The organism is Microvirga sp. HS2 (genome assembly GCF_055792805.1).
The window spans coordinates 135693-156443 of the sequence record NZ_JBVVAJ010000006.1; the positions used below are offsets into that span (position 1 = coordinate 135693).

General features: G+C 63.8%; 19 protein-coding genes and 1 pseudogene. 13 read left to right on the forward strand and 7 right to left on the reverse strand.

Annotated features, from left to right (window positions below):
• Positions 1-94 precede the first annotated feature (94 nt).
• The 4 genes from ACS5Q0_RS07920 to ACS5Q0_RS07935 all read right to left on the reverse strand — a co-directional run bounded on the left by ACS5Q0_RS07920 (position 95) and on the right by ACS5Q0_RS07935 (position 3520).
• Positions 95-472 (reverse strand): RidA family protein, encoded by a 378-nt coding sequence (locus ACS5Q0_RS07920; protein WP_473126070.1) that lies wholly within the window; start codon positions 470-472, stop codon positions 95-97.
• Positions 473-498: 26 nt separating this feature from the next.
• Positions 499-1326, reverse strand: coding sequence for a carbohydrate ABC transporter permease (locus ACS5Q0_RS07925; protein ID WP_473126071.1), 828 nt, complete (start codon positions 1324-1326; stop codon positions 499-501).
• Complete coding sequence (locus ACS5Q0_RS07930) at positions 1323-2201, reverse strand: carbohydrate ABC transporter permease (protein ID WP_473126072.1); 879 nt, start codon at positions 2199-2201, stop codon at positions 1323-1325. The genes ACS5Q0_RS07925 and ACS5Q0_RS07930 overlap by 4 nt, the downstream gene beginning before the upstream one ends.
• A 62-nt stretch (positions 2202-2263) precedes the next feature.
• Positions 2264-3520: an ABC transporter substrate-binding protein gene (locus ACS5Q0_RS07935; protein WP_473126073.1), complete on the reverse strand. Its 1257-nt coding sequence runs from the start codon at positions 3518-3520 to the stop codon at positions 2264-2266.
• A 179-nt stretch (positions 3521-3699) separates the two neighbouring features.
• Here ACS5Q0_RS07935 and ACS5Q0_RS07940 point away from each other — a divergent pair, with 179 nt between their 5' ends.
• The 13 genes and pseudogenes from ACS5Q0_RS07940 (at position 3700) to ACS5Q0_RS08000 (ending at position 17167) form a co-directional block, all read left to right on the forward strand.
• Positions 3700-4458, forward strand: coding sequence for an SDR family oxidoreductase (locus tag ACS5Q0_RS07940; RefSeq protein WP_473126074.1), 759 nt, complete (start codon positions 3700-3702; stop codon positions 4456-4458).
• A 12-nt stretch (positions 4459-4470) separates the two neighbouring features.
• Positions 4471-5550 carry an ABC transporter ATP-binding protein gene (locus ACS5Q0_RS07945; RefSeq protein ID WP_473126075.1) on the forward strand — a complete coding sequence of 360 codons (1080 nt, stop codon included), beginning with the start codon at positions 4471-4473 and terminating at the stop codon, positions 5548-5550.
• The gene (locus tag ACS5Q0_RS07950) at positions 5547-6428 is read left to right on the forward strand and encodes a MurR/RpiR family transcriptional regulator (protein ID WP_473126076.1); all 882 of its coding nucleotides are present in this window, start codon (positions 5547-5549) and stop codon (positions 6426-6428) included. Before ACS5Q0_RS07945 ends, ACS5Q0_RS07950 begins: the two co-directional genes overlap by 4 nt.
• Before the next feature lie 16 nt (positions 6429-6444).
• Positions 6445-7506 carry a D-TA family PLP-dependent enzyme gene (locus ACS5Q0_RS07955; RefSeq protein WP_473126077.1) on the forward strand — a complete coding sequence of 354 codons (1062 nt, stop codon included), beginning with the start codon at positions 6445-6447 and terminating at the stop codon, positions 7504-7506.
• 42 nt (positions 7507-7548) lie between these two features.
• Positions 7549-8043 (forward strand): hypothetical protein, encoded by a 495-nt coding sequence (locus tag ACS5Q0_RS07960; RefSeq protein WP_473126154.1) that lies wholly within the window; start codon positions 7549-7551, stop codon positions 8041-8043.
• Positions 8044-8082: 39 nt separating this feature from the next.
• Positions 8083-9684, forward strand: a complete 1602-nt coding sequence (locus tag ACS5Q0_RS07965; RefSeq protein WP_473126078.1) for an N-acyl-D-amino-acid deacylase family protein — start codon at positions 8083-8085, stop codon at positions 9682-9684.
• Positions 9685-10029: 345 nt separating this feature from the next.
• Positions 10030-10911: pseudogene (locus ACS5Q0_RS07970) on the forward strand (AraC family transcriptional regulator); the annotation flags it as partial.
• 194 nt (positions 10912-11105) lie between these two features.
• Positions 11106-12182, forward strand: coding sequence for an ABC transporter substrate-binding protein (locus ACS5Q0_RS07975; protein ID WP_473126079.1), 1077 nt, complete (start codon positions 11106-11108; stop codon positions 12180-12182).
• 78 nt (positions 12183-12260) lie between these two features.
• Positions 12261-13085: an ATP-binding cassette domain-containing protein gene (locus tag ACS5Q0_RS07980; protein WP_473126080.1), complete on the forward strand. Its 825-nt coding sequence runs from the start codon at positions 12261-12263 to the stop codon at positions 13083-13085.
• On the forward strand, positions 13082-14341 hold the full coding sequence (locus ACS5Q0_RS07985) for a sugar ABC transporter permease (protein WP_473126081.1): 1260 nt from the start codon (positions 13082-13084) through the stop codon (positions 14339-14341). Before ACS5Q0_RS07980 ends, ACS5Q0_RS07985 begins: the two co-directional genes overlap by 4 nt.
• 26 nt (positions 14342-14367) lie before the next feature.
• Positions 14368-15096 carry an SDR family oxidoreductase gene (locus ACS5Q0_RS07990; RefSeq protein ID WP_473126082.1) on the forward strand — a complete coding sequence of 243 codons (729 nt, stop codon included), beginning with the start codon at positions 14368-14370 and terminating at the stop codon, positions 15094-15096.
• 61 nt (positions 15097-15157) lie between these two features.
• Positions 15158-16765 carry an FGGY-family carbohydrate kinase gene (locus ACS5Q0_RS07995; protein WP_473126083.1) on the forward strand — a complete coding sequence of 536 codons (1608 nt, stop codon included), beginning with the start codon at positions 15158-15160 and terminating at the stop codon, positions 16763-16765.
• Positions 16766-16900: 135 nt separating this feature from the next.
• Positions 16901-17167, forward strand: a complete 267-nt coding sequence (locus ACS5Q0_RS08000) for a hypothetical protein (protein WP_473126084.1) — start codon at positions 16901-16903, stop codon at positions 17165-17167.
• A gap of 224 nt (positions 17168-17391) precedes the next feature.
• Here ACS5Q0_RS08000 and rnk read toward each other — a convergent pair whose 3' ends face one another.
• The 3 genes from rnk to ACS5Q0_RS08015 form a co-directional block, all read right to left on the reverse strand.
• Positions 17392-17820, reverse strand: a complete 429-nt coding sequence (rnk, locus tag ACS5Q0_RS08005) for a nucleoside diphosphate kinase regulator (RefSeq protein ID WP_473126085.1) — start codon at positions 17818-17820, stop codon at positions 17392-17394.
• 690 nt (positions 17821-18510) lie between these two features.
• Entirely contained in the window at positions 18511-19311 is an 801-nt protein-coding gene (locus ACS5Q0_RS08010) for a pseudouridine synthase (RefSeq protein WP_473126086.1), read from the reverse strand.
• Positions 19312-19324: 13 nt separating this feature from the next.
• Complete coding sequence (locus ACS5Q0_RS08015; RefSeq protein ID WP_473126155.1) at positions 19325-20572, reverse strand: Glu/Leu/Phe/Val family dehydrogenase; 1248 nt, start codon at positions 20570-20572, stop codon at positions 19325-19327.
• Between the last annotated feature and the right edge of the window lie 179 nt (positions 20573-20751).

A 20751-nucleotide genomic window follows, 5' to 3' on the forward strand; every position in this document is an offset into this window, starting at 1 on the left:
TTCTTCGACCCGCCTTCCCGATAGGGGATCAGCGTCGCCAAAGCCTTAAGACACAAGGTAAACGGCCATGAACCGGGGTGCCATCGCCACAGGATCAAGAAGGCGTGTTCAACGGTTTGTAAGCGACGGCCTCGATCTCGACCTTGATATCGACCATCAGCCGCCCCTCGGCGGTGGTGCGGGCCGGAGGATTGGTGGGGAAATAGCTCGCATAGACCTTGTTGAAGCCGCCGAAGTCGCGCGCATCCTCGAGCCAGACGGTCGTCTTGACCACATCCGACATCTCCGCCCCGGCGAGCGCGAGAGCCGCCTTGACGTTTTCAAGAACCTGACGGGTCTGCACCTCGATGGTGCCGCCGATATTCTCCCCATTCGGGCCGACCGGAGTCTGGCCCGAAATGAAGATGAAGTCCCCGGCTCTCACCGCTGGCGACAGGGGGACATGGGAGGAGCCGAAAGTTTGTTTCGTCATGAATTTTCCTTTCGTGGTCGTGCGCTCTACTTGACCGCGCCCAGCGCGAGACCGCGCACGAGATAGCGCTGAAGCCACGCGAAGGCGACGGCGACCGGGATCGTCGCCGCGAACGTGGCAGCCATCACATGATGCCACTCCACGGTGTAGCGGCCCGATACCAGCGAGAAGATCTGGATGGGAAGGGTGTAACTGTCCTGCGAGCGCAGGAGCGTCAGGGCGATGACGAACTCGTTCCACGCATTGATGAAGGTGAAGATCGCCGTCACCACCATGGCCGGCACGGCGAGGGGAAGGAACACCTTCACGAGGGTCTGGGCCCGCCCTGCCCCTTCCATCCAGGCCGCCTCCTCCAGGTCGACGGGAATGGTGGCGAAATAGCTCTGCAGCATCCACACGGAGAAGGCGATGTTGAAGGCTGCATAGACGACGGTCACGGCGTTGATATTGTCGATCAGCCCCAGCGCCACCATCAGGCGGAACAGGCCCACCACAAGAACGATGGGCGACAGCATCTGCGTGACCAGCAGAAACTGACGGTAGAACTCCCGTCCCTTGAAGTCGAAGCGGGTCAGCGCGTAGGCGGCCGGAATGGAGACGATCAGCGATCCCAGTGTCGCCAGCACGGAGACGTAGAGCGAGTTCTTCAGAGCATTCCCGAAATTCGTTGCAACCCACATGGTCTTGAAGTTTTCCCAGGCGATCCGGGACGGCCACCAGGTCGGCGTCAACACTTCCGTGCTCGGTTTGAGAGCCGTGATCAGCATCACGGCAAAGGGAAAGATCGCCGCCGCGACGATCGGCGAGAGAATGAGCCAGCAGATCAGCGACCGGCGGAGCTTGGCGGCGTTCATGCCTTCACTCCCCGGGACGTGGTGAGCCGCACATAGATCACGGTGAAGACCAGCAGGATGCCGAACATCACCAGGGACACGGCGGACGCCTCGCCCAGTTTTCCCAGCCTGAACCCGACCTTGTAGAGATAGGTCACGAGAATGTCGGTGGAGTTCGCCGGACCGCCCTGCGTCATCGCCCAGATGATCGGGAACGAGTTGAACACATAGATCGTGTTCAGCACGAGCGCGATATTCAGGAAAGGTGCGATGAGCGGCAGCGTGATGTGGCGAAACTGATCCCAGCGCCCTGCCCCTTCCAGGGCCGCCGCCTCGTAAAGATCGTCGGGAATGGAGGAAAGGCCGCCCAGGATGATCGTGACGGTGAAGGGGATGGTGACGAGGATGCCGATGAGGATCTGCATCGGGAAGGCCGTCCTCGCCTCCGCAAGCCATTGGATGTTCTCGTCGATGACGCCCAGATCGAGGAGCGCGGAGTTGAGCATGCCGCTTTCGCCCGACAGGGCCCAGCGCCACACGATAGCGGTCATGGTGAGCGAGACAGCCCAGGGCAGCATGACGATGACGCGGGCGAGATCGCGTCCGTAGAAATCCTCGTTCAGCACCAGCGCGACAGGAACGGAACAGACGATGGCGCCTCCGACCACGCCGATCGTCCAGATCCCCGTTCGCCACAGCGAGTCGATGAAGTTCGGATCGTCGAGCAGCGCCCTGAAATTGGCCATGCCCACGAAATCGCGCAGCTGGCCGAAGCGGTTCACGCTGTGGCTCGCAATCTGCGCCAACTCGTTGACGGGCCAGATGACGATCAGGGCCGCCAGGACGAAACTGGGAAGGATGAGAACATAGGGTGCGACCACCCGTTTCGAGGTCATTGACGTTCCGCTGGCTGAACAAACGGATAAGGGGCCGGGCCCATGGCCGGCCCCTTTCGAGACTATTTCTTCAGGACGGCGTTCGCTTTGGCTGCAGCCTCCTTCAGGGTCGGCTCGATCTGTCCCTGGCCGAGATAGATCCGCTGCAGCGCCGAGGTCGTCGTGTCGGCGATCTCCTCCCAGCCTGCGATCACCGGCGCAAAGCGTGCGATCGGCAGGAGGCTCGTGAACACTTTCAGGTCGGCGTTCTCGACGAAGTACTTGTCCTCCGCCTCGGCCTTCGTCACCGGCAGGAAACCTTCATTGACCGTGAACTTGATGCGCTGCTTCGGCTGGAAGAGGAAGTCCAGGAACTTGAAAGCCTCGGCCTTGTTCTTGGAGTTCTGGAACATGATCACGGAATCCGTGACGCCGTAGGTGCCCTGATCACCACCCGGTCCCTTCGGAATCGGGGCGACCCCGTATTTGAGATTCGGCGCCTCGTCGCGGATCTGGTTCGCCAGGAACGGCGCGGTCATCATCATGCCGATCTTGCCCTGCTTGAACAGGTTCTGCACGTCCTCGCGGGCATAGGAGGTCACGCCTGGCTGCGTCGCCCCCTCGTCGATGAGACGCTTGTAGAGCGAGGCGGCGTCGATCGCGGCCTTCGAGTCGAGTCCCGACTTGCCGTCCTTTACGATGTCGCCGCCATAGGACCACATGGCATAATAGAAATAGACGTCGGTCTCGACCTCCTTACCCTGGAGACCGAAGCCATAGACACCGTTGCCGAGGGCCGTGATCTTCTTCGCAGCCTGCTCCAGCTCCGCCCAGGTTTTCGGCGGCTCGGAGAGACCGGCTTTCGCGAACAGATCCTTGTTGTAATACATCGCGCGCGCGGACGCCGCGATCGGAAGCCCATAGGTCTTGCCGTTCATTACCGAAGGGGTCAGGAACGTCTCGATGAAGCGGCCCTTGATCTCCGGAGTCATGTAGCTGTCGAGCGGCTCCGCGATGCCCTGCTCGACGAAGTCCACGAGCCAGCGGGTGCCGATGATCGACAGATCCGCATTGGCGTTCGCCGAAATGTCGGTGGTCAGCTTCTGAAGCAGGTTGTCCCACGGCACCACCTCGAACTGGATCTTGATGCCGGGGTTGGCCGCTTCGAAGTCCTTGGCCACCTGCTCGAAGTAAGGACCGGTCTTCGCCGAATATTCCGCGACCGTTACTCGGACCGTGCCGGCATTCGCCGTCGCGGAGAGGGCGACGGCTCCAAGCCCCGCGAGCATCAGTCCTTTGAGATTGGAGAAGGTGTTCTTGTGGAATGTTTTCACGTGCATGTTCCCTCTGCTAGGGCCGCACACCTTAGAAAAGCAGCCCGGCAGCATGCATTGTTGTGAAAGAAAATTACTTAGGCAAGGCTATACTTACGTATATTCCTGCCTTTGATGTTGCTAATTTTCATAAATCGCTTCAGCCTTGTCACTTACAGCAACAGAGAGCAGTTCGGAGCAAGCCGTTGAAGAACAGCTTGGAAGGCCGGTTAGCCGTCATTACGGGCGCGGGTGGTGGGATTGGCGTCACCATGGTCGAGCGGTTTCGGGACGCCGGTGCGCGCGTCGTCGCCTGTGACGTGGCGGCCGATGCGATCGAGTCCTTGGACGTTGCGCACAGGGAGGTCTTCGACCTCGGCAATCCCGAAGCCTGCAAAAGGGCCTGCGCGCGCATTCAGGAGCAGGTCGGCCTCCCCGACATCGTCGTCAGCAACGCAGGCTATACCCGCGCGGAGACGCTCGAACAGGTCGACGACCGGGCCTGGACCTTCGAGCTCGACGTCAACCTCAACGGCGCCCGCCATTTCACCACGCCGTTTCTCGAGCCGATGAAGGCGAGAGGGTCGGGCGTGTTCGTCTTCATCTCGTCCGTGAACGCCCTCGCCCATTTCGGCAATCCGGCCTATGCGGCCGCCAAGGCGGGTTTGCTGGCTTATGCCAGGGCCATCGCCACCGAATGCGGGCGCCACGGCATCCGTTCGAACGCGATCTGTCCCGGCTCCGTTCGCACGCATGCATGGGATCATCGGATCGAGAAGGATCCCGGGATCCTCGACGAGGTCTCGCGGCTCTATCCCATCGGGCACATGGTCAGCCCCGCGGATGTGGCGAATGCGGCCGTCTTCCTCGCATCGCCGTTCTCCGCCGGGATCACGGGCGTCGCCCTGCCCGTCGACGGCGGCCTGATGGCCGGCAACCTGCCCTTTATCGATGCGATCCGGTGAGCGGAGCGCCCGATGGCTGATCTCCACCTCGACCATGTGAAGAAGCGCTACGGCGCCCTCGAAATCCTTCACGGGATCGATCTCTCCGTGAAGGATGGCGAGTTCGTCGTGCTCGTCGGCCCATCGGGCTGCGGCAAGTCGACCCTTCTGCGCATGATCGCCGGTCTCGAAACGGTCTCCGAGGGAGAGATCCGCATCGGGGGCCGCCGCGCCAACGAGGTGCCGCCGCAGAAGCGCAACATCTCGATGGTGTTCCAGTCCTACGCCCTCTTTCCGCACATGACGGTGAAGGACAACATCACCTTCGGCCCCCGCATCCGGCGGGAGAATGCCGAGGAAACGGCGGGAAAGCTGGAGCGCGCGGCGGCGACCCTGAATCTCGGCCCCTATCTCGACCGCAGGCCCGGCCAGCTCTCCGGCGGGCAGCGCCAGCGGGTCGCCATGGGACGCTCCATCGTCCGCAATCCCGATCTTTTCCTGTTCGACGAGCCGCTCTCCAACCTCGATGCGAAGCTCCGGGTGCAGATGCGGACGGAAATCAAGGCGCTGCACCATAAATTCCAGAGTACCATCGTCTATGTGACGCACGACCAGATCGAGGCCATGACCATGGCCGACCGCATCGTCGTCATGAACGGCGGCCGCATCGAACAGGTCGGAACTCCCCTGGAGCTTTATGATCGCCCGGCCAATATCTTCGTCGCGGGCTTCCTCGGCTCACCGGCCATGAGCTTCATCGACGGGACGGTGGTGCGGTCCCGCGAAGGATTGTCCGTCCGCCTCCCGGACGGAACGATGGTGCCGGTCGCAGGCTCGCCAGCGCCCGACGGCGCCCATGTGAGCCTCGGCATCCGCCCGGAACATTACCGGCTCGACCCTTCGGGACCGATCCGGCTCGTGGTCGACGTGATCGAGCCCACCGGATCGGAAAGCCATATCTACGGGCATGTCGGCGAGGCTGAAGTGCGTGCCGTGTTCCGGGAGAGGATCGCCGTCGCTCCAGGCGAGACGCTTCGGCTGTCCGTCGATCCGGGGAAGGTCCATCTCTTCGACGCCTCGACCGGCCTGCGCCTCTCGGAGGCCAGGACGTGAGGGGTCCGCAGGACATCATCACGAGGGTCCGCAAATGGGCGGAGGACGGCTCCAAGGCGGAGCGCAGGCTCGCATCTCTGGTCCTCGACGACCTTGCTTACGTGTCCAAAGCGACGATCGCGGAGATCGCAGGCCGCGCCGGGGTGAGTGAGCCCACGGTGACACGGTTCGCGAGGGCGCTCGGCTGCGAAGGGATGCGCGATTTCAAGTATCATCTCGCTCAGGCCCTGGCCGTTGGCGGCAACTATCTCAACCCTTCGCCGATCCAGCGCGAGGAACGTGAGGAACGGATCCTCGCCGCCGTCTGCGGCAACGCCATCGCGGCGATCGAGAACATGCGGGCGACCATCGACATGAATGCCGTCGGGCTGATCGCGGATCAGATCGCGACCGCCCGCTCGGTGCTGGCCTACGGCTCCGGAGGCAATTCGTCGATCATGTCGATGGAGCTCCACAACCGGCTGTTCCGCCTCGGCTTGTCCGTTATCGCCCACAGCGACGGCCAGATGCAGAGAATGACCGCGTCGGTGGCGACGCCCGGAACGGTCGTGATCGCCTTCTCGATCTCCGGGTATTCCCCCTCGGTTGTCGACTCCGTCCGAATTTCGCGCCATTACGGGGCTAGGACGGTAGCCGTGACCGCGCCGGGCTCCGCCCTGGCGCGCGAGGCGGAGATCATCCTGCCTTTTTCGGTTCCGGAGGACGGCAACCTCTACAAACCGAATGCCGCGCGCTATGCCATGATGGCCATCGTCGATCTGATCGCGATGACCACGGCGGAAGCCATCGGGCCCTCCGTACTCGAGGGACTCCGCCGCATCAAGCACAGCTTGGCGGCTGTTAACGTCAACGATCCGAGACTGCCCCTCGGCGATTAAGAGACATCAGGCTCCCATGACCAAGATTCATGAACTGGATACCCCCGTCGTGCTGATCGACCTCGACCGCGTCGAGGCCAATCTCAAGCGCGCCCAGGATTATGCCGACGCCCATGGCGTGAAGCTGCGCCCCCACATCAAGACCCACAAGCTTCCTCAATTCGCCAAGCGGCAGATGGAGCTCGGCGCCATCGGCATCACTTGCCAGAAGATCGGCGAGGCCGAGGTGATGGTCGAGGCCGGGATGACCGACATTCTCCTGCCCTACAACATTCTCGGCGAGCCGAAGCTGAAGCGGCTTCTCGCCCTCGCGCGGCGCGCGGCGATCAAGGTCACGGTCGACAGCACGACCACGATCGACGGCTATTCCAGGACCTTTGCCGGCTCGGGCCTGACCCTTCCCGTTCTGGTGGAATGCGACACGGGCGGGGGGCGCGTGGGCGTTCAGACGCCCGAGGCGGCCCTCGCTCTGGCCCGGCACATCGCCGCCTCGGAGGGCCTGCGCTTCGCTGGCCTCATGACCTATCCCGCAAAGGGCATGGTCGCTCAAGCCAATGCATGGCTCGAACGCGCCAAGACCCTGCTCACCGAGGCGGGCCTCCCGCCCGAGATCGTCTCGACCGGGGGAACGCCGGATCTCTGGCACAGCAAGGAGAACCGGGCGGCCACAGAATATCGCCCGGGCACCTATATCTATCTCGACCGGTTCCAGGTTCAGGAGGGCGTCGGCAGCTTCGACGATTGCGCCCTTACCATCCTCGCAACCGTCGTCTCGCGCCCGACGGACACCCGCGCGATCCTCGATACCGGCTCGAAGTCGCTGACCAGCGATACCCTGGGGCTTCAGGGCTTCGGCCGGATCGTCGAGTATCCGGATGCATCGATCGTTTCGTTGAGCGAGGAACACGGCGTCGTGGACCTCACCCATTCCTCCGCCAAGCCAAAGGTCGGAGATCTGGTCCGCATCATCCCGAACCACGTCTGCCCCGTCACGAACCTCTTCGACGAGGTGACCTTCGTGCGCGGAGACGACGTGATCGAGACGGTTCCGGTTGCCGCGCGCGGCAAGGTGGCCTGAGCCCGTTTCCCTCGCCTGCGATTTCCCTGAGGTCCCGCCATGATGCCCTATATGCAAAACCCCTTCGCCGAAACCGACGCGGATCGCCGCGAGATCTGGACCATGCTGGTCGAGCGCGACATCGACGCATTTCTCGCGGCCGACTGGTCCATGGTCGACGCGGACTTCCGGCGTGAGGGATTCCTGGGCCTGCACGCGCACAAGTCCGAGCTGCCCGACAGCTGGCGTCTCGACTTTCCCGACCTGGAAACCTACCGCGACGAGTGGCTGCGGCAGGCCAAAGCCGCGCAGTCCGTCGAGTATGCCGAACCCGTCCGGGACGCGCTGTTCCGCGCCACGAACATGCGCGACATCGACTTGAGGGGCGACACCGCCGTCTGCCACAAGAAGTTCGACGGCACGATCGCGCTCAAGGGCGGTGGCGTGGAGGTGCTGAGCTGGCAGACGCTGTATTTCTGCGCCCGGCTCGACGGACGCTGGAAGATCACCGGCTTCGTCGGCTACATGCCCTACCCGATGGGCAAAGCACGCAGCTGAACCGGAACCGGCGCTCCCTTACTGGTGGCTGAGAAGACGATGACGAGACACTGGCTGATCCGAAATGCCCGGATTATCGATGGAACCGGAGCCCCGTGGTTTCGCGGCGATGTGCATGTGGTCGATGGGCGCATCGCCGATGTCGGCGCCAACCTGAAGGCGGAGCCCGGTGCGGCCATCGTCGATGCGCAGGACCGCTATCTTTCGCCCGGCTTCATCGACGCCCATTGCCACGACGACCTGATCTGCCTGCGGGAGCCGGACCGGCCCGAAAAGGCCCTGCAGGGTGTGACCACCGTCGTCGTCGGCAATTGCAGCTTTTCCCTCTATCCGGCACGGGGAGAATCCCGCGAGGACCTGCGCAAGCATTTTTCGGGCCTGCTCGGGCAGACCGCGCCCGAGGAGATCTTCGACGACTTCGCCGATTACCGCGAGCGGCTTCACCAGGGCGTCGCCATCAACGTCGTTTCCCTCGTCGGCCATGCGGCCCTGCGCCTTGCGGTCATGGGATACGACCGGCGTCCGGCGACCGCCGAGGAAATCGCCGCGATGGAAGCACTGCTCGATCGCCAGCTCGAACAGGGCGCGATCGGCCTGTCCCTGGGCCTGGTCTATCCTCCGAGCGCCTTCGCCGATCTCACAGAAATGGTGGCCCTGGCCAAGGTCGTGAAATCGCATGGACGGCTGATGACCGCGCATGTGCGCAGCTACGAGGATCAGCTCGTTCAATCCATCGACGAATTCGTCGGCATTCTCCGCCAATCCGGCGCGGCTGGTCTGCTGTCTCACCTTCAATCGGCGGGACGCCCGAATTGGGGCCAGATCCCTCGCGCCCTGGAGACTCTTGAAGCGGCGCGGCAGGAAGGCATCGACATCAGCTTCGACATGTATCCCTATCCGGCCGGCAGCACCTATCTCCTGCAGCTCCTACCGCCCGCGGTCCTCGAGGGGGGCTTGGAGAAGCTCAAGCAGCGGCTGCGCGATCCCGAGATCGGCCCCGTGCTGCGCCGCTGGGTGGAGAACGGCGGCCCAGCCTTTCACGGCCAGAGCAAGTTGTCGCTCATCGGCTGGGAGAACGTGCGCGTTTCGGGCGTCAACAACCCGGTCCTGAAGCATCTGGAAGGCCTGAACATGCGTCAGGCTGCCGGGCGCGAGTCCATCGAGCCCTATGATCTTCTCATCCGCCTCGTGGAGGAGGACGAAGGGCAGACCGGTGTCATTCTGTTTCAGCTCGATGAGAACGACCTGCATGCAGCCTGCTGCCACCGGCTGCACATGGTCGGATCGGACGGACTGCCCCGGCCCGGCACGAAACCCCATCCCCGCGCCTTCGGCACCTTCCCCCGCATCATCGGTCCCTTGCGCCGCGATGAAGGATGGTTCTCCATCGAGGACGCGGTGCGCCGCATGACATCGATTGCGGCCCAACGCTTCTCCCTGCAGGATCGCGGGCTGGTACGGCCCGGCATGGTGGCCGATCTGGTGCTATTCGAGGAAGGCGTCACTGACAGGGCCACCTTCGACGAATCCACCCTGCTGCCCTCCGGCATCACCCATGTCTGGGTGAACGGTGAAACCATCGTGCGGGACGGCGCACAGACGGGAGCCCGTCCGGGCCGCATGCTTCCCCTGATGGCGTGAGGCTCTCGCTGCCGCTCCCAAACGGGAACGGCAGATCCGGCATTTCAGATGAGATGCCTCTGTTCAAAGCCGACATTCGCGGGACCCGCGAGAATCGTTACATCATTCGACAAGCGGATCAGCAGAGACTTTCCTGCCCGCCTTCCCGTCGAAGATCTGCGACATACATATTATGGCGGATCGCGGCACCACCTCGTCAAAAAAGTATCATTCTCTGCGGCAAAACGTGCTGGCACGCGCTTGCGGCGAAGGTTACCGTCATCGTCAGTGAGAGCCGAAACTGAGATCGGCCGGCTGGGAGCGAGGGTCGTCGCGAGCACCCGCACCGGCCTGGAGGAAACGGACATGGAGCCGGATCTCGAAGTCGTTCAGATTAGGCCGGGCGAGTCATTCGCCGCTTGGTCGCACGGCTATCCCTACCGCACGGTGCGCTGGCACTTTCACCCGGAATACGAACTGCATCAGGTCGTAGCCACGAACGGGCGCTATTTCGTCGGCGACTTCATCGGCGAGTTCGAGCCCGGCAACCTGGTGCTGACCGGACCGAACCTCCCGCACAACTGGGTCAGCGACGTTCCGAAGGATGCCATCGTTCCGCTGAGATGCCACATCATACAGTTCAGCGAGGATTTCGCCAGCGGGGCGATGAAGACTCTCCCCGAACTGTCCGCCCTCACGCCCGTGCTGGAAGCGTCGCGACGGGGCGTGCTCTTCAGCAGGGAAACCAGCCGCGAGATTGCGCCCCTCATGGAAGAGGTCATGCATGCCAAGAGCGTGCGCCGCATCGAGCTGTTCATGATGATCGCCGGGCTCCTGAGCCGCGCCAAGGGCTCACGGATGCTTGCCAGCCCCAGCTACCTTCCGGATCCTTCAGGCTACATGTCGGCGGGCATCAACAAGGCGCTCGCCTATATCCGTGAAAACCTGACGCAACCCTTCAACGAAGCTGACTTGGCCGGGATCGCCGGCCAATCGACGAGCGCGTTCTCACGCGCGTTCCGGCAGCACACCGGGATGTCCCTGGTTCAATACGTGAAGCGGCTGCGCATCAATCTCGCCTGCCAGATCCTCATGAGCGACGAGCAGGCCTCGATCACCAGCATCTGCTACGAGGTCGGCTACAACAACCTCTCCAATTTCAACAGGCAGTTCCTGGCCGAGAAGGGCATGACCCCTTCCCGGTTCCGGCGCCTGCTGCTCGACAACATCAACACGGCCAAGGCCGCGCAACGGAGGAGCCAGGAAGCAGCATCTCAGCCATCAAGGGTAAGATCGGGCAGCCCAGGAGAGCCGCCCGAGAAACGAGGCGCCCTGCTCTGAGATCCGGGGAGGCAGCGAAAGACAGAAGCTGCAGCAAACCGTCGCCCACGAGCCGGCGCAATTCGACTGCACTATAATCGTCATCAATGGGAGAGAAACGAATGATTACGTCCTCATGGAAGCTCGGCGGCCTTGCGGCGCTGACCCTCACCCTGCTCGCCGGAACCGGCGCAGCGCTGGCCCAGAACGCGAAGGTGTCCAATGCCACGGTCGCCTTCCTCATGCCCGACCAGGCTTCCACCCGCTACGAGGAGCACGACTTCCCCGGCTTCAAGGCCGAGATGGAGAAGCTCTGCCCGACCTGCAAAGTCCTCTACCAGAACGCGGACGCGAACGTCTCGCGCCAGCAGCAGCAGTTCAATTCCGTGATCTCCCAGGGCGCGAAGGTGATCGTGCTCGATCCAGTCGACTCCGCGGCTGCCGCATCGCTGGTCAAGCAGGCGCAGAGCCAGGGCATTAAAGTGATCGCCTATGACCGGCCGATCCCCGACGCCAAGGCCGACTTCTACGTTTCCTTCGACAACCAAGCCATCGGCAAGTCCATCGCGGACTCGCTCGTGCAGCACCTGAAGAAGAACAACGTGACAGCGAGCAACGGCACCGGCGTTCTGCAAATCAACGGATCGCCCACCGATGCGGCCGCCGGCCTCATCAAGAAGGGCATCCACGAGGGTCTCGACAACAGCGGCTATCCGATCCTGGCCGAGTACGACACGCCGGAATGGGCTCCGCCGAAGGCGCAGCAATGGGCGAGCGGCCAGATCACCCGCTTCAACAAGAACATCCTCGGCGTCGTGGCCGCCAATGATGGCACCGCCGGAGGCGCCATCGCAGCGTTCAAGGCAGCCGGCGTCAATCCGGTCCCGCCGGTCACCGGCAACGATGCGACGATCGCAGCGCTTCAGCTCATCATCGCGGGCGACCAGTACAACACGATCTCCAAGCCGAGCGAGATCGTGGCCGCGGCAGCCGCCAATGTAGCGGTCCAGTTCCTTGGGGGAGAGACGCCGAAGGCGGATACGACCCTCTACGAAACGCCCTCCAAGCTGTTCGTTCCGGCCGTGATCACGGCGGAGAACCTGAAGGCCGAGATCATCGACAAGAAGATCAACACGGCCGAGCAGCTCTGCACGGGCCGCTATGCCGAAGGCTGCAAGAAGCTGGGCATCACCCAGTAATCTGCGAACGCCGTCCGGCCGCTCCGGCGGCCGGCCTTCACTGAGACGGCGGAAGGCTCCGCCAGGGTTTGAGAAGCAATGGACACAATCCAAGAGCAACCCGACAAGCGCGAACTCGTGCTCAGCCTGCGCGGAATCTCGAAGCACTTCGGCGCCGTATCCGCCTTGACCGATATCGATCTGGACGTGCATGCGGGCGAGGTCGTGGCGCTCGTGGGCGACAACGGCGCCGGAAAGTCGACCCTCGTCAAGGTCCTGGCCGGGGTGCACCAGCCCAGCTCGGGCTCGATCATGTTCCGTGGAAAGCCGGTGACGCTCGCGGATCCGAGCGCCGCACTCGGCCTCGGCATCGCCACGGTGTTCCAGGACCTGGCGCTCTGTGAAAATCTCGACGTCGTCGCCAACATCTTTCTCGGGCGGGAACTCAGTCCGTATCGGCTGGACGAAGTGTCGATGGAGCTGAAGGCCTGGACCCTGCTCAACGAATTGTCCGCGCGCATTCCCAGCGTCCGTGAGCCCGTCGCCTCCCTCTCCGGAGGGCAGCGGCAGACCGTGGCCATCGCGCGCTCGCTCCTGCTCGAACCCAAGCTCATCCTGCTGGACGAGCCCACGGCCGCCCTCGGTGTCGCCCAGACCGCCGAGGTTCTCGACCTGATCGAGCGCGTCCGCGACCGCGGCCTCGGCGTTATTATGATCAGCCACAACATGGAGGACGTGCGCGCGGTCGCGGACCGCATCGTCGTGCTCCGGCTCGGCAAGAACAACGGGGTCTTCGAGCCCGACGCCTCCAATCAGGAACTCGTCAGCGCCATTACGGGCGCGGCCAACAACGCAGTTTCGCGTCGCGCCAGCCGGCGCCAGGCGCAGAGTGGAACTTCACAGGCACCGGAGGGACGCCCATGACAAAGAGCGCGGAACAGAACGCTCAGACGGCTCCGATGCTCGACCGCAGAGACGAGCGCGTGAAGCATGCGGAAGGGATCGGGGGTTCGATCCGAGCCTTCTGGGACAGGGTACGGTCCGGCGACCTCGGCTCGCTTCCCGTCGTCGTCGGCTTGGCGATCATCTGGACGGTTTTCCAGAGTCTCAATCCGGTCTTCCTGGCCCCCAACAACCTCGTCAATCTCCTGTTCGACTGTTCGACCGTCGGCGTGATCGCACTCGGCATCGTGTGCATCCTCATCGTCGGTGAGATCGACCTTTCGGTCGGATCGGTCAGCGGATTCGCCTCGGCGCTTCTGGGCGTCATGTGGGTCAACCAGGGCTGGCCCGTCGCAGCCGCCATCATCGCAGCGCTCGTCCTCGGCGCCTTGATCGGGGCCATCTACGCCTTCCTGTTCAATCGCTTCGGCATGCCGAGCTTCGTCGCCACTCTGGCGGGGCTTCTGTCGATTCTGGGGCTTCAGCTCTATCTTCTCGGCTCGACCGGCTCGATCAACCTCCCCTACGGCTCGCCGCTCGTCGATTTCGGCCAGCTGCTCGTCATGCCCGACGAGGTCTCCTATGTGCTCGCGGCTCTTCCCGGCATCGTGATGCTCGTTCTCGGCTACCGCACCGCCGCCCGCCGCCGCAAGGCCGGGCTGTCGGCACAGCCCATGACCAGTCTTCTGCTGCGTTCCGCCGCCATTACCATCGTTCTGGAATTCGTCGCCTATTATCTCAATCTCGATCGCGGCATCCCGTGGATGTTCGGCCTGTTCGTGGGACTCGTGGTGGCGATGAACTATGCGCTGACCCGCACCCAGTGGGGCCGCCAGATGCTGGCGGTGGGCGGCAACCGCGAGGCCGCGCGCAGGGCGGGCATCAACGTCAAGTTCATCTACACGACGGCCTTCATGCTCTGCTCCGGGCTTGCCGCCGCCGGCGGCCTCCTCGCTGCGTCGCGCCTGGCCTCGGCGAGCCAGCAGGCGGGCACCGGCGACGTCAACCTGAACGCGATCGCTGCCGCCGTGATCGGCGGAACCAGCCTGTTCGGCGGACGCGGAAGCGCCTACTCGGCCCTCCTCGGGATCATCGTCATCCAGTCGATCGCCAGCGGCCTGACGCTGCTCGATCTCTCCTCGTCGCTTCGGTACATGATCACCGGCGCCGTTCTTGCCATCGCCGTCATCGTCGACTCGCTGGCACGACGCTCGCGCGTTTCCCATGGCCGGGCCTGAGCAACCGAACGAAAAGGAAGAAAGCCATGGGCGAGAAGTTAAACGGGAAAGTCGCGGCCATTACCGGGGCGGCTTCCGGCATCGGCCTCGAATGCTCCAGAATTCTGTTGTCCGAGGGTGCTCGCGTGGTTCTTATCGACCGCGACGAAGAGGCGTTGAAGAACGTCTGCGCGGATCTGGGGTCGCAAGCCATTCCGCTGCGGATCGACGTGACCGATCCGGCAAGCGTCGCACAGATGATGCCCCAGATCCTCGACCGGACGGGCCAGCTCGACATCTTTCACGCCAATGCGGGGTCGTATATCGGGGGCGAGATCCTGAAGGGCGATCCTGATGCCTGGGATCGCATGCTCAATCTCAACATCAACGCCGTGTTCCGTTCGGTCCATGCCGTTCTGCCCCACATGGTTGAGCGCAAGACCGGCGACATCATCGTGACGAGTTCGATCGCCGGTCTCGTTCCCGTCGTGTGGGAACCGATCTATACCGCGTCCAAACATGCCGTGCAGGCCTTCGTGCATACGGTCCGGCGACAGGTCGCGCCGCACGGCCTGCGCGTCGGCGCCGTCGCTCCGGGCCCCGTGGTGACGGCTCTCATCAAGGACTGGCCGAAGGACAAGCTGGATGCGGAGCTCGCGGCAGGCGGTCTGATGCAACCAGTCGAGGTCGCCGAGGCCGTCCTGTTCATGCTCACGCGACCCAGGACCGTCACCATTCGCGACCTCGTCATCCTGCCGCAGAGCAACGATCTCTAGCCTCTGCTCGCCGGCACAAGCCGGTCCCGCCCTTGCTTCCTCTTTGGATGGTTGAACAGCCATGGCCCAGCATTTTCTCGGCATCGATGTCGGCACCGGCAGCGCCCGCGCCGGCCTCTTCGACGACCAGGGCGCCCTCCTCGCCGCCGCCAAGGCCGATATCGCAACCTGGCACGAACCCGGCGGGATCGTGGAGCAGTCGAGCAACGATATCTGGCGCGCCGTTTGCGCCTGCGTGCGCGAAGCCGTGCGCAAGGCGGCGGTGTCGCCGGAGAGCGTCGCGGGCATCGGCTTCGATGCGACCTGCTCTCTCGTCGTCCTGGGGCCGGGCGGCGAGCCGCTGCCGGTCGGCCCGTCCGGCGAGCCCGAGCGCAACATCATCGTCTGGATGGATCACCGCGCGACCGAGCAGGCGCGCAGGATCAACGGCACGAGCGAGGCCGTGCTGAACTATGTGGGCGGGTCCATTTCGCCGGAGATGGAAACGCCGAAACTGGTGTGGCTTTCCGAGAACATGCCCCAAACATTCACGGGTGCATGGCAGTTCATGGACCTTGCCGATTTCCTCACCTGGAAAGCCACGGCGAGCCTCGCTCGCTCGACCTGCACCGTAACCTGCAAATGGACCTATCTCGCGCATGAGAACCGCTGGGACGAGGGCTATTTCAGAAAGGTGGGGCTCGGCGCTCTCGCCGAGGAAGGCTTCAGCCGCATCGGCACCGAGGTCGTGCCGGGAGGCACCGCGCTCGGTAACGGCCTGACTGCGGAGGCCGCTGCCGACCTCGGCCTGAACCCTGGAACGCCTGTCGGCGCGGGTCTGATCGATGCCCATGCCGGTGGCGTGGGAACGGTCGGCGCGCGCGGCAACGTGGGGAGCGTCCTCACCCGCATGGCCTACGTGTTCGGCACGTCCGCCTGCACCATGTCCTCGACACGAGAACCCGCCTTCGTGCAGGGCGTGTGGGGCCCGTACTACTCCGCGATGATCCCGGGGCTATGGCTCAACGAAGGCGGTCAATCGGCAGCGGGCGCGGCCATCGATCATCTCGTGCGGATGCATCCCGCCTCCGAGCAGGCGGCGAGGAGCGCTCGCGAAAACGGCACCAGCCTCAGCCAGTGGCTGTCGCTCGAAGCCGAGCGTCGCGGCGGCGCATCGGCCCTGCCCGGTCTCGTCGGCGAGGTGCATGTGGTTCCCGAATTCCTCGGCAACCGTGCTCCGTTCGCGGATCCCGCAGCACGGGGCGTGATCGCCGGGATCGGCATCGAGAGCGATCTCGACAGTCTCGTTGCGCTCTACCTCGCGGGAATCTGCGGCCTGGGCTACGGCGCCCGGCAGATCGTCCAGGTTCTGGCCGAGAAGAACGTGGCGATCGATACCATTGTCGTCAGCGGCGGCGCGGGCCAGAGCCCGCTCGTGCGGCAGCTCCTTGCCGACACCACGGGAAAGATCGTCGCCGCGCCTGTCTCGCAGGAGCCCGTTCTCCTCGGCTCGGCCATTCTCGGAGCCGTCGCGGCTGGCCGCTACACCGACATCGACGAGGCCATGGCCTCCATGTCCGCCCTCGGTGAGACCTATCAGCCCAGCACCGCATCGGTTGCATGGCACGAAAAGAGGTTCAAAGCTTTCGAGATGCTGCAGCAGGTCGCGAAGGCCATCAGAACCCGCTGAACGGAGCTCCGCCGGTCTCGCCCCGCGGCAAAACGCGGGGCCAAATCAACCTTCGCGGCTTTGACCGCGGACGCATACCGCCCTAGTTTGCAGGCCTACATCCGAATCAATCACGGTTTCGAACAGGGGGCGCCGATGCACCGCATCATCGCTGGTATCGTCTTTGCTTGCTTCAGCATCGCTTGCACAAGCTTCGCCTTCAGCGCCGACAACACACGCGCTCAGCATCGGAGCTGGATGCGAAAACTGGATACGCCCGGCGGTACCTTGCCAGAGTCGCTCGACGTGATGATGGGGCGCGAGGCGTCCGAGGCTCTCGTGCCGGGCGGAACCTCCGCCCAGCACCGGTCATGGATCAGGAAGCTGGAGATCCCACACGAGACGAGCGGCGCTCCGCTTTGACCCGTCGTGAGTACCCGGCGGGCCGGCCAGCGAGCGACGACGCACGTGGGCCGAAAGTGGCCCGGGTCGTCCGCATAAAGCGCTGCGCTCACACAGCTAGAGCATCGGACCCAAAAGTGGATTTGCACTTTTGGGATCGATCCGATGCTCCCTTCTTGGATGAGAGCATCAATCCCAGAAGCGGATTTTCACTTTGGGATCGATGCACTGTCGGTTCGGCCCGCTCAGGCGGATTGCTGCTCCACGACGGCCGGTTCGCGCACCTGCAGCACCGTCAGCCGCTTCTTGTCTCCGTTGCGCGTAATCCAATCGATCGACTTGCCGACGGGGAGCCCGATCAGGGCTGTTCCGATGGGGGTCAGGATGGAGATCCGTCCGCGCGCGATATCCGCCTCGTTCGGGTAAACGAGCGTGACCGTCTGAACTCTGCCGCTCACGTCGTCACGGAATTCGACTTCGCAGCCCATGCAGACGATATCGGTTGCACTGCGCCCCTTGGGAAGGACATGCGCGCGATCGAGCTCGTCGGCGAGTTCGGCGGCAACTTCCGGCATGGTGTGCGAGGCGGCATCCGCAAGCGTCGACAGTTTTTCATGATCGGTTGCGGTGAGTGTGATCCGAGGCTTCGAGCTGCCTGTGGTTTTCTTGGTCACTGTCTTTCTCCTGGTTCTGTTGTGGGCCGGTGCGGTTCATGCCGCACTCGGCCCGGGATCGTTGTCGTCATCGGGCTGGATCGGTTCGCGCGTCTTTTCCGGCGCTGGACGCGGTCGCGGGACAAGGCGGATCACGTTTCCGCCCGGCGGCTCCGAATCCTGGGGAATCGGAACCGGCTTCGGCGACGGTTCCTCCGAGAAATGATGCACAGCACGGTCTCCAAGGTTTCGAGTGTTGTTTTCTGCAAGGGCCGTCCGGAGAATCTGTCCCAGGAAAGCGGATGAGGGGTGGCCTGCGCCGCTGCGCAGGAGGTTCCGATTGGGGCTGCCTTCCAGACCCGCCGTGTGCACGGACTTGCGCTCCGCTAGGCGGAGCACGCGTTTGAAGATGTGATGAAACATACCGCCGCACCGGATGGCTCAATATCCGGCCTCACAAGATGTCCGAAAATCCAGGTATCTTGCAGCGCCCCGAACTCGGAGCGCGAATATGCGTCGAGCTCGGGGCTACTTGCCCGCGATGAGGTTGCCTGACCGGTGCAGGCCGCGACGGATTTGTGCGAAGCTCAACATGATGCCTGATGCTCGTACAGATCGCGGCGCTTGTCAAATCTCCGGCCCGAGACTGGGCTGCGGGGCCGCTCCGCCCCGGAGCCGATCGGCCCGCCGCGCCAGCGCTGCCGAAATTCGTTAGGCTTTCTTTCTCGTCAGGCCGTCGACCGTGCGAGCCGGCATGTCGAGCAGAGCCTTCTCGTCGGCCGTGAGGTGGCGCACCGCGCCCCGGGCGAGATCGCCCAGCCGCACTCCGCCGACATCGACCCGCACGAGGCGAACGACCTCCGCTCCGACTGCGGCAAGCAGGCGGCGGATCTGACGATTCTTGCCCTCGTTGAGAACGATTTCGAGCCACGCATTCCGCGTACCGCTCCGAAGCACGCTGGCTGCCTTGGCGACCAGTCGCTCTCCGTCAAGCACCATGCCCTCCAAAAGCCGCTCCAACGCGGCGTGATCGAGCTGGCGATCGATCTGCACGTGATAGACCTTCTCGACGTTCGATGCGGGATCGAGCACCCGCTGGGCCCAGCGGCTATCGTTGGTCATGAGCAGCAATCCCTCGCTGGCCTTGTCGAGGCGACCGACAGGCGCGACGAACGGAAGATCGAGCCCCTCCAGGCAGTCATAGACCGTGGTCCGCTCCTGCGGATCGTCGCGGGTCGTGACGAGGCCGCGCGGCTTGTTGAGCATCAGGTAGACCTTGCGCTCGGCTGCGACGGACTGATCGTCGACGGTGATGCGGGCGCGTCCGGGATCGACCCGGACGGCAGGGTTGCGCGCAATCCGCCCGTCAACGCGAACACGCCCTTCGGCGATCAACGCCTCGGCTTGCGTGCGGGAGCAGAATCCGAGCTTCGACAGGGCGCGCGGCAAGCTGACCACCGCGTCGGGATGACGCCGTGGCCCACCTGCGCCCCGCAATCGGGGCGGTTTCATGATGATGAGGTTCTCAGCTCGTGAAGAACTGCTGCGTTCCATGCGCCTCGATGGCGCCGGCGAGCCGCGAAAGCGCATGCACATAGGCGGCGCTGCGCAACGAGATCCCCTTGTCCTTCGCGAGAGACCAGATCGCTCCGCCTTCCCGCTCCATCATCGTCTGCAGACGCGCATGCACTTCTTCGACGGTCCAGTAATAGCCCTGCCGGTTCTGCACCCACTCGAAATACGAGACGGTGACGCCGCCCGCATTCGCCAGGATGTCCGGAAGAACGATGACGTTCTTGCTCGTCAGAATCGCGTCGGCTTCGGGCGTGATCGGACCATTGGCGAGTTCAAGCACCACACGGGCCTTCACGCCGGCGGCATTGCCCTCGTGGATCATATCCTCTAGAGCCGCCGGCACGAGGATATCGCAGTCGACGGAGATCAGATCTTCTGCCGACAGCGACGAGATGCCATCCGACCCTGCGAGGCACGTGACGCTCCCCTGCCCCTTGGCAGCGAGAAGCTTGCCAACGTCCAGGCCCGATGGGCAGTGGATCGCTCCCTTGGAATCGGAAACCGCGACGATCTTGTATCCGTCCCCGGCCAGCAGCCTCGCGATATGCTGCCCCGCATTCCCGAAGCCCTGGATGGCGACCCGGGCGCCGGGTGCCAGTCCGAGCTGCTGCGCCAAGCGCCGGACGAGATAATAACCGCCCCGCGCCGTGGCATCGTCGCGCCCCAGCGAGCCGCCCAGGGCGATGGGCTTGCCCGTGATCACGGCCGGCGTCGCATCGCCGACGATGGAGGCGTACTCGTCGGCCATCCAGCCCATGACCATGGAATTGGTGTAGACGTCGGGCGCCGGAATGTCGCGATCGGGCCCGATGATCTTCGAGAAGGCTTGGATATAGGCGCGTGAGAGGCGCTCGAGCTCTGCCTTCGAGAGCGTATGCGGATCGACGCGCACGGCGCCCTTGCCGCCACCATAAGGCAGGTTCATGACGGCGCATTTGAACGTCATCCAGAATGCAAGCGTCTCCACCTCCTCGATGGTGGAATCCGGATGAAAGCGGATGCCGCCTTTGGTCGGGCCGCGCGTATCATCATAACGGCAGCGCCATGCCATGAAGGATTTTCGAGAGCCGTCGTCCATGCGGATCATCAGGCGGACTTTCGTCGTCTCGCGCGGGTACTTCAGTTTTTCCAGTACGTCCGCATCGAGATCGAGGTGCCGGGCGGCCTCGTCGAGGCGGGTTAGCGCCTGGTCCAGCATGGAGGCTGCTTGCAATCTATCTTACTCCTGTCTGTTGTTTCAGATCGGGCAGGTTGCCGTTTCGCAGCCTTAATGGCGGCTTCCGCGTTGAAGTGCAACAGTTTCGGGCCCTTTCCTGTCGGTGGAAATTGCCCGCGAGCCGACTGCCTTCATCGTCGCAACCACGTCGCGTGCGCATC